The organism is Actinophytocola sp. KF-1 (assembly GCF_054661535.1).
In genome coordinates, this window is record NZ_BAAFVK010000014.1 from 170,862 (window position 1) to 184,197 (window position 13,336).

General features: G+C 74.2%; 10 protein-coding genes. 9 read left to right on the plus strand and 1 reads right to left on the minus strand.

What is annotated here, in order from left to right; genetic code table 11:
- The first annotated feature begins 4 nt into the window (after window positions 1-4).
- Genes ACYQ77_RS36040 through ACYQ77_RS36065 form a run of 6 tightly spaced genes read left to right on the plus strand, consistent with a single transcriptional unit; the run spans window position 5 to window position 7,588 of the window.
- On the plus strand, window positions 5-835 hold the full coding sequence (locus ACYQ77_RS36040) for a LysM peptidoglycan-binding domain-containing protein (protein ID WP_459719797.1): 831 nt from the start codon (window positions 5-7) through the stop codon (window positions 833-835).
- The gene (locus tag ACYQ77_RS36045; RefSeq protein ID WP_459719800.1) at window positions 832-3,141 is read left to right on the plus strand and encodes a phage baseplate assembly protein V; all 2,310 of its coding nucleotides are present in this window, start codon (window positions 832-834) and stop codon (window positions 3,139-3,141) included. Before ACYQ77_RS36040 ends, ACYQ77_RS36045 begins: the two co-directional genes overlap by 4 nt.
- A gap of 10 nt (window positions 3,142-3,151) precedes the next feature.
- Entirely contained in the window at window positions 3,152-3,553 is a 402-nt protein-coding gene (locus ACYQ77_RS36050) for a GPW/gp25 family protein (RefSeq protein WP_459719802.1), read from the plus strand.
- Window positions 3,553-5,505 (plus strand): putative baseplate assembly protein, encoded by a 1,953-nt coding sequence (locus tag ACYQ77_RS36055; protein ID WP_459719805.1) that lies wholly within the window; start codon window positions 3,553-3,555, stop codon window positions 5,503-5,505. The genes ACYQ77_RS36050 and ACYQ77_RS36055 overlap by 1 nt, the downstream gene beginning before the upstream one ends.
- On the plus strand, window positions 5,502-6,017 hold the full coding sequence (locus ACYQ77_RS36060; protein ID WP_459719808.1) for a phage tail protein: 516 nt from the start codon (window positions 5,502-5,504) through the stop codon (window positions 6,015-6,017). The genes ACYQ77_RS36055 and ACYQ77_RS36060 overlap by 4 nt, the downstream gene beginning before the upstream one ends.
- Complete coding sequence (locus tag ACYQ77_RS36065; RefSeq protein ID WP_459719811.1) at window positions 6,014-7,588, plus strand: zinc ribbon domain-containing protein; 1,575 nt, start codon at window positions 6,014-6,016, stop codon at window positions 7,586-7,588. The genes ACYQ77_RS36060 and ACYQ77_RS36065 overlap by 4 nt, the downstream gene beginning before the upstream one ends.
- Here ACYQ77_RS36065 and ACYQ77_RS36070 read toward each other — a convergent pair whose 3' ends face one another.
- A complete protein-coding gene (locus tag ACYQ77_RS36070; protein WP_459719813.1) occupies window positions 7,589-10,156 on the minus strand; it encodes a BTAD domain-containing putative transcriptional regulator in 2,568 nt (855 codons plus the stop codon). It lies immediately after the preceding gene.
- Between the two features lie 121 nt (window positions 10,157-10,277).
- Here ACYQ77_RS36070 and ACYQ77_RS36075 point away from each other — a divergent pair, with 121 nt between their 5' ends.
- The 3 genes from ACYQ77_RS36075 (at window position 10,278) to ACYQ77_RS36085 (ending at window position 13,324) form a co-directional block, all read left to right on the plus strand.
- The gene (locus ACYQ77_RS36075; protein ID WP_459719815.1) at window positions 10,278-11,603 is read left to right on the plus strand and encodes a COG1470 family protein; all 1,326 of its coding nucleotides are present in this window, start codon (window positions 10,278-10,280) and stop codon (window positions 11,601-11,603) included.
- Window positions 11,604-11,682: 79 nt separating this feature from the next.
- Window positions 11,683-12,312: a helix-turn-helix transcriptional regulator gene (locus tag ACYQ77_RS36080; protein WP_459719818.1), complete on the plus strand. Its 630-nt coding sequence runs from the start codon at window positions 11,683-11,685 to the stop codon at window positions 12,310-12,312.
- 4 nt (window positions 12,313-12,316) lie between these two features.
- Complete coding sequence (locus tag ACYQ77_RS36085) at window positions 12,317-13,324, plus strand: S-methyl thiohydantoin desulfurase domain-containing protein (protein WP_459719820.1); 1,008 nt, start codon at window positions 12,317-12,319, stop codon at window positions 13,322-13,324.
- The last annotated feature ends 12 nt before the right edge of the window (window positions 13,325-13,336 follow it).

The following is a 13,336-nucleotide window of genomic DNA, read 5'->3' on the forward strand; positions in this document are numbered from 1 at the left end:
GATCATGCCGAATGCCATCAACCTCGCCAACCTGGCGGCCGGGAACGCGAAGGCGCAGCTGTCGTCGCAGACCGGCGGGATGCCGGTGGTGTTCACGATCAACCCGAAGTCGGTCACCATCCAGAAGACCAACTCGACCGAGGGCAACCGGGCGGTCATCTCATCCAGCTTCCAGGACGCGCTCAAGGCGACCAGCAACGTGAAGCTGGAGCTGAAGGAAGCCCACGTGACCGGCATGGGCATCACCCAGCTGGCGGCCAACCAGCTGATCGACTGGGCCACCCCCGTGCAGATCACCGCGGCGCAGGCGCTCGACCTCGGCTCGGTGAGCGCCGCCGCGGCGAAGCTGACGTCGATGGGCGGCGGTGGCACGAACAGCACGTCGTCCACGAAGGACACCAGGGGCGCCGCGCTGCTCGCCCGGCCCGTCTACTACCGGCTGCCGGTCCTGCTGTTCAGCTGGGGCATCCACGGACCGCGCGGCTCGAACCTGCCGGTCACGCTGGAGAAGGTGACGGTCGAGTACCAGCGGTTCGACCCGCTCGGCATCCCGGTGTGGGCGAAGTTCTCCCTGACGCTCGTCGAGTACACCGCGCCGAAACCCCGGACCAACCCGACGTCCGGCGGGGTGCCGGGCCGGGCCACGCACACGCTGTCGCAGGGCGAGAACGTCGTGCAGATCGCCAACCGCGCGTACGGCTCGCCGAACGCGTGGCGCGCGGTGGCGGAGGCGAACGGCATCGACGACCCGCTGCGGGTGCGGCCGGGGCGGACGTTGTCGCTGCCGCCCGCGGAGACCGTGGACGCGGCCGTGCGGGAGGAGGAGGCGTCGTGACGGACCCCGTGGAGACGATCGCCAACGTCGAGGCGACCGGCAGGCCGAGCGTGCTGGTCGACGGCGCCGCGCTGACCCCGGAGGCCGCGAGCAGGCTGCTGCGCGTGGTGGTGGACAACGACGTGCACCTGCCCGGCATGTTCGAGCTGACGTTCCTCGACGTCGACGGCACCGCGCTGAAACTCGCACGCATCACGATCGGCGCCGCCGTGACGGTGTCCGGCGCGAGCGGGACCGGGCAGCCGCTGCCGGTCATCGTCGGTGAGGTCACCGCGATCGAGGGCCTGGTGCAGGGCATCACGATGCGCACGCTGGTGCGCGGGTACACCGCGGCGCACCGGTTGCAGCGGGCCCGGCGCAGCCGCAGCTTCCTCAACGTCACCGACGCCGACGTGGCGCGGCAGGTGGCGACGCAGGCGGGGCTGCGGGTCGGCACGGTCGTCGCCACCAGCACCACGCACGCCTACCTCGCGCAGGTGAACCAGACCGACTGGGAGTTCCTGTCCGCCCGCGCCGCCGAGATCGGCTTCGAGATGGGCGTGTCGAACGGGCTGTTCTACTTCCGGCCGGGCAGCGGCAACGCGACCGCGGCGGGCGGCGGCGTGGCCGGGCGGATCCGCGGCGCCGCCGCGCGGGTCGCGGGCGGCGGCACGACCGTGCCGGTCCGCTTCCCCGACAACCTGATCAGCTTCCGGCCGCGGATCACCGCGGGCAACCTCACCCCGGACGTCGAGGTCCGGGTGTGGGACCCGATGGCGCGGCAGGCGATGGCGCAGACCGCGACGACACCGTCGGGCAGCACCCCGTCGCCCAACTCGCTGGGGCGCCAGTTCGCGGGCAGCCGGCTCGGCGCGCTCGGCGGCGCGCTGGCGGGCGCGGCGAGCGCACTGGCGTCCGGCAACGTCGGCGGCGCGGTGAGCGGGATGAGCTCGGCCGTCCAGTCGGCGGCATCGCAGGCGACCGGCGGGCTGCTCGGTTCGCCCGTCGGCTACCTCGGACCGCCGCCGAGCCCGACCGCGCACGTCATGGTGGACGAGCCGTTCGCGGACGCCCGCAGCATGGCCACGTCCGGGCCGATGGTCGCGAGCGCGCTCGGCACCGACTTCGGCAGCACCTTCGCCGAGGCCGAGGGCGAGGCGAAGGGCAACGCCGCGATCCAGCCGGGCGGCAAGGTCGACGTGCAGGGCGTGCAGTCGGTGTTCGCGGGCACGTGGACGGTGTCGCGGGCGCGGCACGTGTTCGACGACTCCGAGTACGGCTACCGGGTGGTGTTCTCCGCGCACGGCAGGCAGGACCGGACCGTCCTGGGCCTGACGTCGAAGAGCAGCAGGCGCGCCGCCGGGCGGGGTGTGCTGGACGGCGTGGTGTGCGGGGTGGTGTCCAACTGCGCCGACCCACTCGGCAAGGGCCGGGTGAAGGTCGCGCTGCCGTGGCTGTCGCCGGACTTCGAGACCGACTGGGCGCCGAACGTGCAGTTCTGCTCCGGTCAGCGCGGCGGCGCGATCTTCATGCCCGAGATCGGCGACGAGGTGCTGGTCGCGTTCGAGTTCGGCGACGTGCGGCGGCCCTACGTGCTGGGCTCGATGATGAACAACCACACGCAGTGGAGCATCGCCCGCTCGGGGCCGATCTTCGCGGGCGGTCTCATGGGGCTGGCGAGCGCGGCGGCCGGTCAGGCGGCGGGCGCGGCCGGTTCCGCGCTGGGCGCGTCGGCGGGACCGCTGGGTGCCATGGCGGGCAAGGCGATCGGTGAGACAGCCGCCGCGCAGGCGACGTCGGCGATCGCGAGTTCCGGCGCCACCCTCGCGCCCGGCATGGTCAGCGAGGTCAACCACCGCGGGTTCGTGTCCAGCACGGGGAACGCGCTGCTGTTCTACGACGTGCCGCTGCCGCTGCCCGTGCCGACGCAGGCCGACGTCGGCGCGGTCGCGGGTGTGTCGCTCGACAACGCCGGTGGCACCGGCACCGGCGGCGGCTCGCTCCTCCCGCCCGGCACCGGCGCGCTCGGCTCCGCGGTGCGGCTCGGGTCGCAGAACGGCGAGTTCGGGTTGACCGTCGACCAGGTCAACGGTGGCGTGAGCCTCACGGCCAAGCCGATCCTCGGCGTCACCACGATCCCGGTGCCCAGCATCAACATCGCCGCGGAGAACGGCTTCGTCAACATCGCGTGCGGCGAGATGGGGATGATGCTGGTCGACGGCGGCGCGAACCTGATCATCAAGTCGGCGGCCGCGATCACGCTCGAGGCGCCCACGGTCAACGTGGTGGGGCTGCTGACCGTCAACGGCGTCCCCATCCCCCTGTGAGGTACCGGACATGGACGACTTCATCGGCCGCGGCTGGTCGTTCCCGATGGACGTGACCGCCAACGGCACCATCGCCACCATGGGCGGCCCGCGCAAGCTGGAGCAGGCCATGGCCATCGTGCTCACCACCTACCCGGGTGAGCGGCCGTTCCGGCCCGCGTTCGGGTCCCGGTTGCGGGACTTCGCGTTCGAGGGCGCGTCGGTCGACGTGTTCGCGGCCATCGAACGGGAGGTGCGGGACTCGCTCGGCATGTGGGAGCCGAGGGCCACCGTGCGGGACGTGACGGTCGCCGCCGACCCGGACCGGCCGAACCTGCTGCACATCGACATCACCTACGTGGTCAAGGGCGAGAACGACGAACGCAACCTCGTTCACCCCTTCTACACGATTCCCGACGAGGGGGACTACTGATGGTGCTGCCCGCGCCCAGCCTCGACGACCGCCGGTTCCAGGAGTTCGTCGACGACGCCAAGCGGTACGTGATGCGCCGCTGTCCGGAGTGGACGGACCACAACGTGTCCGACCCCGGCGTCACGCTGATCGAGACGTTCGCGTTCATGACCGAGCAGCTGTGCTACCGGCTCAACCGCGTGCCGGACCGGCTGTACGTGAAGTTCCTGGAACTGCTGGGGTTGCGGATGCTGCCGCCGACGCCGGCCGAGGTGCCGGTGACGTTCTGGCTGTCCACACCGGCCAGGTCGCCGCTGGTGATCCGGGGCGGCACCACGGTGTCCACGACCCGGACCGAGAGCGAGGACGCGGTCGTGTTCACCACGCTCGCGGACCTGCCGGTGCTGCCGACGTCGATCAGCGCGGTGCGGCGCGTCACCGGGCGCGGGGTGGCGAGCGAGAACCAGACGAACGCGATCGAGATCGGCCAGGAGTTCCCCGCGTTCGACGAACCACCGCAGCTCGACGACGCGCTGCTGATCGGGCTCGCGGACCCGGCGCCGAGCTGCGCGGTGCGCATCGACTTCGACGGCGAGACCTCCGGTGTCGGCGTGAACCCCAAGCACCCGCCGCTTGCGTGGGAGGCGTGGACCGGTGCGGAGTGGACGGAGTGCGCGGTGACGACCGACGAGACGGGCGGGTTCAACCGGCCGGGCCGCACGGTGGTCCACCTGCCCGCCGGGCACGAGGCGAGCGTGATCGAGGACCAGCGCGCCGGGTGGCTGCGGGTGCGGGTGGTGGAACCGCTGCCCGGCCAGCCCGCGTACAGCTCGTCGCCCGTCGTGCGGTCGCTGACCGCGGGCACGGTCGGCGCCACGGCCAGGGCGCTGCACGGCGAGGTGGTGGAGTTCGAGGAGCTGGGCGAGTCGGAAGGCGTGCCGGGGCAACGGTTCCGCGTGCAGCGCACGCCCGTGCTGTCCGGCGCGCACCAGGCCGCGCTGGAGGTGGCGACCGACGACGGATGGGCCGAGTGGACCCGCGTCGACAACTTCGCGGCGAGCGGCCCGGACGACCGGCACTTCGTGCTGGACTGGGTGGCGGGCGAGGTCGAGCTGGGCCCCGCCGTGCGGCTCGAGGACCGGACGCTGCGCCAGTACGGGGCGGTGCCGCCGCCGGGAACGCGGATCAGGATGCGGCGGTACTACTGCGGTGGCGGGGTGCGCGGCAACGTCGCCCGGTACGCGGTGGACACGCTGAAGGGCTCGATCCCGTTCGTGGCCGGGGTGACGAACCTGCACCCGGCCGCGGGCGGGGTGGACGGCGAGACGCTCGACGAGGCGAAGGCCCGCGGCCCCATCATGCTGCGGACCCGCAGCAGGGCGGTGACGGCGGAGGACTACGAGGCGATCGCGCGGGAGGCGGCGCCGGAGGTGGCGCGCATCCACTGCCTCACGGCGGGCGAGGACGACGTGGCGCACGGCGCGGTGAAGGTGCTGGTGGTGCCCGCGGCGTCGCAGGTGGCGCGGGAGCTGGTGTTCGCGGACCTCGTGCCCGCCGAGGGGACCCTGGAACGGATCGCGCGGCGGCTGGAGGACGTGCGGCTCGTCGGCACCCGGGTGCTCGTCGAACCGCCGCGCTACCGCGGTGTCACGGTGGTGGCCCGCCTCGTGGCGCGGACCAGGCTCGACCCGGAGGAGATCCGGGTGCGCGCGCTGGCGGCGGTGTACGGGTACCTGAACCCGTTGACCGGCGGGGAGGACGGCACGGGGTGGCCGTTCGGCAGGCGGGTCACCCACGGCGAGGTGTTCGCGCTGCTGCAGTCGGTGCGCGGTGTGGACGTCGTGGAGGACGTGCGGATCTACGGCGCGAACCCGGTCACCGGCGAACGCGGCGCGGAGGTCAGCCGGCTGCCGGTCGGCGCGGGCGGGCTCGTGTTCTCCTACGACCACCAGATCCGCGTGGAGCGGTCATGAGCCTGCCCTCGCCGTACCCCCTCATCGACCACCTGCCCGCGATCTTCGCGGACAGCCCGTTCGCGGTGCGCTGGACGGCGGCGTTCGACGACGTGCTCGCGCCGCTGATCAACACGATCGACTGCGTGCACGGGTACGTGGACCCGCTGCTGGCGCCGGAGGAGTTCGTGCGCTGGCTGTCCAGCTGGTTCGGCGTGCTGCTGGACGAGAGCTGGCCGGTGCAGGCGCAGCGGGCCGTGGTCGCGGAGGCGGTGGACCTGTTCCGGATGCGCGGCACCATGGCCGGCCTGCGGCGCCACCTGGCGGTGGTGGTGGACGGCGAGGTGACCATCACGGAGAGCGGCGGCACGTCGGTGTCGGTGCGGCCGCGGCCGGACCCGCCGTCGGACGTCGAGCACTGGGTGCGGGTCGTGGTCCGCCCCAACGGCCCCCTGTCGGAGGCGGCGGTGGAAGCCGTGGTCCGCGCGGCGAAGCCCGTGCACGTGGCCCATTCGGTGGAGGTGGCCCGGTGATCGTCTGCACGATGTGCGGCAACCACAACGACGACGCGGCCGCGTTCTGCGGGGACTGCGGGAAGTTCCTCGAGTGGAACGGGGAGAAGGTGGCGCCACCGCCCGAGGTGGTCGTGGTGGTGGTGGAGGAGCCACCGTCGGCGGTGGCGGAACGGCTGACCTGGTGGGGCCGCGTGCGGCGGCGGGTGCGGTCGTGGTTGCCGGAGCGGGTGTACGTGGAGTCGGGCCGTCCCGCGGCGGCGGCGGTGGCGACGTGGACGTCGGAGGCCGAGCCGCCTGTGGTGTCGCCGCCGCCTCCGCCCGGTGGGAAAGCTCCGCCACCTCCGCCTCCGGGGGCCAGGAAGGCACCGCCGCCACCACCCGGGGCGAAGAAAGCGCCGCCGCCGCCTCCAGGGGCGAAGAAAGCACCTCCTCCCCCGCCGGGAGCGCAGAAAGCCGCGCCACCGCCACCACCCGGTGCCAAGAAGGCACCGCCACCACCACCCGGGGCGAAGAAGGAGGCACCGCCACCGCCGGGCGCGGCGGTGCCACCGCCGGGCGCGAAGACGGCACCGCCACCACCAGGAGCCAGGAGCCCGGCCGCGGGACCGGCAACGGCGACCACGAAGGTCGTGCCACCGCCGCCACCCGCCGCGGCCACGGCGCCGGACGGCGACGACGCCGAGCGCGCCATCGACCCCACCCTCGTGGCGGCGCTGGCCCAGCCGGTCAGCGGCACCGCGGAGGCGCGCCCGGAGCAACCACCCGAGCTGGCCCCCGCCCCGGCGATCAAGAAGACCCGCGCCGTGGTGAAGACCAAGCCGACCCGGCGCCTCGAACCCGACGACCTCGTCTGCGCCACCTGCGGCGAGGGCAACGCCCCCACCCGCAACTTCTGCAGCCGCTGCGGTGAGTCCCTCGCCGACGCGGGCGTCGTGCGCCTGGTGTGGTGGCGGCGCCTCTTCCGGCGCCGCACGAAGCGGTTCCCCGCCGGGACGCGACCCGGGCAGAAGGGCACGCGGGAGCACCGGTCGTGGCTCGCCAAGCTCTCGTTGCGGCGGGTGCGGGCCGCGCTCGTGATCATCGGGCTGCTGCTCGGCATGGTCTACGCGCTCTACCCGCCCTTCCGCACCACCGTCTACGAGAACCTGCGTGCCGTGTACCGCAAGATCGTGCCCACGCTCGACCCCATCCGGCCCTCGACGGTCAGCTCGGCGACCGCGATGCCCGACCACGAGGCGAAGTTGCTCGTCGACACGTACAAGGACACCTACTGGGCGGCGCAGCTGGGCGGCGGGCACCCGAAGGTCACGTTCCGGTTCGACGAGAGCTACCTGCTGCGCAGCGTGATCATCCACTCGGGTGCGGCGGACTCGTTCGCGCAGGACGGGCGGCCGTCGATCATCCGCCTGACCTACAACACCGGCAAGACCGAGAACGTCCTGCCGCAGGACAGTTCCCGCGCGCAGACCATCGACCTCAAGAACACGACGCTGGTCACGAGCGTCACCATCGAGATCATGGACGTCTACACCGGCACCGAACGGCAGACCGTCGCGATCAGCGAGATCGAGTTCTTCGCGCTGAAGTAGTCACGCCTCGGCCAGCAGCGCCTGGTACACCTGCCGGGCGCGCCGTGCCGCGCCCGGGTTGCCCTCGCGCTGCCTGGCGTCCGCGAGCAGGGTCCACAGCCGGTGGTCCAGCTCGTCGATCGTCAGCCCGCGCTCGCACAGCTCGACCGCGGCCGCGACGTTCCCGTGGTCCAGTTCGAACCCGGCCAGCTCGGCCGCCACCGCGACGGCGTCGCCGCGCACGGCCTCCCTGCGGGTCAGCACCCACTCCGCGGCGCCCTCCTCCACGAGCAGTTCCCCGCGGTAGTGGTCGAGGACCGCGCGGCCCGCGGCACGCACGCGGTCGACGTCCCGCGCCTGCCGCGCCGCGCGCCACGCACGCACCGCCGCGTCGAACTCCACCACGTCCACCGTGCTGCCGGGCGGCAACCGCAGCAGGTACGCGCTGCCCTGCCGCACCACCCCGCCGGTGTCACCGAGCCGGGTGCGCAGCAACGCCCGCAGGCTGGAGATCGCCACCTGCAGCCGGTGCTTCGCCCGCTTCAGCGGCGCGTCCGGCCACAGCGCCGCCACCAGCCGCTCCTCGTGCATCGGCTGGCCGTACTGCATCGACAGCACGCGCAGGACCCGCCGCGCCTGCGCCCGCAGTTCCCCGAGGTCCACCGGGTCTCCCGCCACCACCAGCCGGAACGCGCCCAGGCACCGCAGCTCGGCGGGCGGGTGCGGGACCGGCTCGACGACGGCGGGCCGGGGCCGGGGCACCACGGGGTGCGGCGCCTCGCGTGCCGGGTCGAGCCACTCCGGCGGCAGGAGCGCACCGAGCCGGTGGGCCCTGCCGAACGCGCCTGCCCGCAGGGCCACGGCATCGGGCCTGCCCGCCCGGATGGCGCCCGCGGTGAGCAGGCACGCCGCCAGCAGCGCGCCCCACTCGTCACCGCGTTCGTCGCAGTCGGCGACGATCGCCGCCGCGTCCGCGCACGCGTCCTCGTCGACGACGGCGCCCGCCGCGCGGGCGATCCGCGCCAGCCACAGCCAGCCCGCGTCCTCCGCCTCGACCGCGAGGAACCCGAACGTCGCGACCGACCCCTCCCCCTCCAGGCACGCCCGCACGACCGCGACGAGCAGCCGCGCCGCCAGCGACACGAACGGGTCCGCCCGCTCCGCGAGCGGTCCGGCCAGCTCGAGCGCGAGCGCGGGCCTGCCGTGCAGCAGCGCCGCCACCGCCCGCCCGAGTGTCCACTCCGGACTGTCCGGGGGCAGCGCCATGGCGACCAGCCGGGCCGGCTGGCCGCGCACCGCGGCGGCGAGGTGCGCGGACACGTCGTCGACGAGCGGGCTGCCGGGGCGGCCGTCCGGGATCCAGTGCGCGAGGCGGGACCGCTCACGGGCGCACTGCCAGCGGTCCCTGCGGTCGGCGAGCCGGTCCTCCGCGGCGAGGTACCGGTCGTAGGCGGCGGCGAACCGGCCGTCGGCACGCAGCCTGCGGGCCTCGGCGAGCAGCACCCACGGGTCCTCGTCGAGCACCGCGCCCGGCACGGCGGCCGACGCGCGGGTGCCGCCGTCCCCGGCGCCGAACCGGTGCAGGACACGCGCCGCCGACACCCAGTCGCCCGCACGGGCGTAGCCGCGGTAGCCCTCCGCCCAGTGACCGGCGGCGACGAGCCTGCGTGCCGAGATGTGGTAGGTCTTCCTGGTCAGGTGCGCGCCGCGCCGCTCGAGGTGGGTCTCCTCCAGCAACCGCTGCAGCAGCGTGTGGAAGCGGTACGCCGGCCCGTCCGACGGGACCCGGAACGTGAGCGCCTGCCGGGCGGCGAGGTCCGCGAGCACCGCGGCGCTGTCCGTGCGGCCGAGGTGCGCGTCGCACAGCGCCGGGTCGAGCACCCCGAACGGGCTGACGTCGACCATGAAGTCGCGCGTGTCCTCCGCCAGCGGGCCGAGCACGTCGCGGGACAGGAACTCGCGCAGCCGCTCCGACGCGGCGAGCGGGTCGGCGAGCGCGGCCGCGCGGGCGGCCGGTGCCAGCAGGAGCGTGTCGAGGTGCACGGTGCGCAGCGCGACGGCGAGCCCCTCGACCCGTTCGCACAGCGCGGCGGCGTCCGCGCCGGGCAGCGGGCTCGCGTACACGTCGGCGAACAGCCGGGCCACGTCGTCGGCGGACATCCGCAGCTCCGGGTAACCGACGCGGTGGACGGGACCCGGCACGTCGGCGACCCGCAGCAGCCGGTCGTCGCGGGTGGCGACGACGAACCGGACGCCGGGCGGCGCGTCGGCGACGAGCGCGGTGAGCGCGGCCGCGTCCAGTGCGTGCGCGTCGTCGACGAACACCGTGCGGCCGTCACTTTCGTGTGCCACGTCGGCGTGCACGGCGGCGAGGTCCCCGGGTGCGCACACGAACGACAGGTGCCCGTCGGTGCGTGCCGCGAGCTGGCGGAGCAGCACCGTCTTGCCCGCGCCCGCCGGGCCGCACACGAGCCGCAACCGGGCGTCCTCGGTGGACTCGAGCGCGGCCAGCAGTGCCGTCCTCGGCAACGTGCCGGTCAGGCGGTCTCGCCGTCTTCCCCGGTTCGATCCGGTCGGGTTCGCAGGCACGTGAGGAAGTTTCACCCTGTGCGACCGGCCTGTCACGGGGCACATCGTCCACCGCGCACCGCCCGCATGGGCAACTCGCACATCGCGAGATGCGCGGGCCGTCTGCCTTCCAGGTCAGCGAATGGTGGCCGCACGGCTGGCTGCCGCCGCCCTCCCCCGGCGCGCGCGGCCCGGCACGCTCACCGGTATGGCCGTGCACGCGATGCTCCGCAGCACCCGGGTCGAGGTCGCGCCCGGCGGTGCCGCGCGCTGCCACGTGCTGATCCGCAACAACTCCGCGGTCGTCGACCAGTTCGTGTTCACCACCCGCGGCGACGTGGCCGGGTGGACCGCGGTGAAGCCCGACCGGGCGAACCTCATGCCGCAGCAGGAGGTGACGGTCGAGCTCACCTTCACGCCGCCGCGGTCGTCCGAGGTGCTCGCGGGCGAGCACCCGTTCGCACTGCAAGTCGCCTCCCGCGAGGACCCGGCGGGCTCCGTGGTGCAGGAGGGCGTGGTCGTCGTCGACCGGTTCACCGAGGTGGCGGCCGGGATCGTGCCGGTCACGTCGTCGGCGCGGCGGGTGGGCAGGCACACCCTCGCGGTCGACAACCTCGGCAACCACGCGCACGGCGTGGAGGTGACCGCGGAGGACGCGGACGCGAAGCTGACGTTCCGGTGCCGGCCGCACGCCCCCCGGCTGGAACCCGGCACGGCGACGTTCGTGCGGGTGCGGGCCCGGCCGAGGAAGTACTTCTGGAAGGGCGAGAACCGCAAGCTGCCGTTCACCGTGAAGGTGCTGGTGCCGGAGTCGGATCCGGTCGAGGTGGCGGCGTCGCTCGAGCAGGGCCCGCTGATCCCCAGCCGCGTCTTCTGGCTCCTGACCGCGTTGTTCGCGCTGCTGATGCTGTTGATGGTGATCGTGTCGATGCTGTTGCGGCAGCGGCCGGTGTCGATCGCGGGCCCCTCCCCGTCGGCGACGTCCACCCCGCCGAGCGTCTCGTCCACGCCGAGCAGGCCGTCGTCGACGACGGCGCCCTCGCGCAGGACGTCGGCGAGCCCCCGGCCGAGGGTCGCGAACACCGGCGCGGGCCGGACCAGCACGTCCGCCGCGCCGGTCACCCGGACCACGTTCACCATCGCCACGCAGGCCTACCCCGGGGTCGGCGGCGGGCCGCAGCAGTTCTCCTACGTCGTGCCGCCCGGCCCGAAGTACCGGGTGACGTCGGTGGTGCTGCGCAACCCGGCCGCCGACAGCGGGCAGGTGCAGATCCGGCACGGGACCGAGGTGATCGGCACCGTCGACCTCGCGGTGGTGGACCGCGACGGCGGCGACGCGGTCACGTTCCGACCGGACGACCCGCCGCTGGTCGCGCCGGGCGAACGCGTGACGCTCGCGGTCACGTGCACCAACCGCCGCGACGCGTGCACGCCGAGCGGGGTGTTCTCGGTCGCGCTCGTGCGCTGAGCAGCGCTGTTGAGCCGGTGTTGAGCGGGCGCACGACAGTGGTGCGCAGACGATCCACCGAAGCGCGGAGGGGCGAGCCATGAGCCAGCGCATCCCTGTTCACGTGACCTCGACCGATCCCATCCTGCAGACCGGGGTGGCCGCGCAGTTGCGGGCACGCCCGGAGGTCGAGCTGGTCGGCAGACCGGACTCGCCGGAGAGCGGCTGCGTGTGCGTCGTGGTGAGCGACGTGGTCGACGACGCCGCGCTGCGGCTGGTGCGCGAGCTGCGCGCGCAGCACTCCCGCCAGGTCGTGGTCGTGTTGTCCACTGTGGACAGCGGGGCGCTGCTGGCGGCGATCGAGGCCGGGGTGTGCGGGGTGGTCACGCGTGCGGAGGCGACACCGGAGCGGCTCGTCACGGCGGTGACCCAGGCGCACGGGATGGGTGGCGTGCTGTCGCCGAAACTGCTGGGGCGCCTGCTGGAACAGGTGAACCGGCTGCAGAACCAGGTGCTCGCGCCGAAGGGCCTGCGGTTCACCGGTCTGTCCGACCGGGAGGCGGTGGTGCTGCGGATGATCGCGCAGGGCATGGAGGTCCGCGAGATCGCGCACGCGCTGTCCTATTCGGAACGCACGATCAAGAACACGCTGCACGACGTGGTGAGCCGCTTCCAGCTGCGCAACCGGACACACGCGGTCGCGTTCGCGATGCGTGAAGGGATGATCTGAGCGGGTGACACACAGGGCGGAGGTGCTGGGCCCCGCCGACGTGCCCGCGCTGGCGGCGGGCGCGACCCTGCTCGCGGCGGGCGCACCGGTCCCCGGGCACGCGCCGGTGCTCGCGGCGCTGGCCGCGCACGGTCCCGTGCGGCTCGCGCCCCTCGCCGGGCTGCCCGGTGAGGCACCGGTCGTCGCGGTCACCGTGCTCGGCGGGCAGGCGTGGCCGGACGACGCCGCGTGGCGGGCGGCGGTGCGGGTGGTCGAGGAGCGGGCGGGCCGCGGGGCCGCGGCGGTCGCCCCGCTGGCGGCGCGGGACGTGCTCGCCGCAGCGCACGCCGCCGCGGCGCTCGGGGTGCCCTGCGCGGACGGGAGCGCCGACGGGCGCGGCGGCAGGCTCGACCTGACCGCGCTCGCGCTCGACGGGCACGCCGCCCACCCCGTGGTGGCGAGCAGGGGCGGGGTGGCGGTCGTGGCCGTGCGGGCGGACAACGGGGCCGCGCACCGCATCGCGACGACGGTGGCCGCCGACATGGGTGGCGCGGCGGTCGCCGCCTACCCGGCCCGCGCCGGGGACTTCACGGGCGGCGCGGTGCGGGAGTGCCTGCTGACCGGACGCGGGCTCCTGCGAGGCGCGCTGCCGGGGACGCCGCTGTTCACCGGCACGGTCGTGGACGTCGCGGGCGGCGACCGCGGCACCGCCACTGTCGCGGGCGGGGACCGGTTGCTGCGAATGGACTACGACGGCACGTACCTCGTCGCGACCGAGGACGGCGTGGTGCGCGCGGCGACACCGGACCTGCTCTGCGTCGTGACGGCGGACCGCGCCGAACCGGTGCCCGCGGCCGGCCTCGCGCTCGGCGGCCGGGTCCACGTGCTCGTGGTGCCCTCGGCGCCGCGATGGCTACTCCACGACGGTCTCTCGGCCGCGGGCCCTCGTCGGTTCGGGTACGACGTCGACCACGTGCGCACCACTGGCACCAGCGGGACCACCCACGGTGTCATGCTCGAGACCGGGACGTGATCTGTCCACACG

Coding starts and splice junctions, on each gene's coding strand:
- ACYQ77_RS36050 (WP_459719802.1), top strand. CDS start 3,152: ATGGACGACTTCATCGGCCGCGGCTGGTCGTTCCCGATGGACGTGACC.
- ACYQ77_RS36055 (WP_459719805.1), top strand. CDS start 3,553: ATGGTGCTGCCCGCGCCCAGCCTCGACGACCGCCGGTTCCAGGAGTTC.
- ACYQ77_RS36075 (WP_459719815.1), top strand. CDS start 10,278: ATGGTGGCCGCACGGCTGGCTGCCGCCGCCCTCCCCCGGCGCGCGCGG.
- ACYQ77_RS36060 (WP_459719808.1), top strand. CDS start 5,502: ATGAGCCTGCCCTCGCCGTACCCCCTCATCGACCACCTGCCCGCGATC.
- ACYQ77_RS36040 (WP_459719797.1), top strand. CDS start 5: ATGCCGAATGCCATCAACCTCGCCAACCTGGCGGCCGGGAACGCGAAG.
- ACYQ77_RS36080 (WP_459719818.1), top strand. CDS start 11,683: ATGAGCCAGCGCATCCCTGTTCACGTGACCTCGACCGATCCCATCCTG.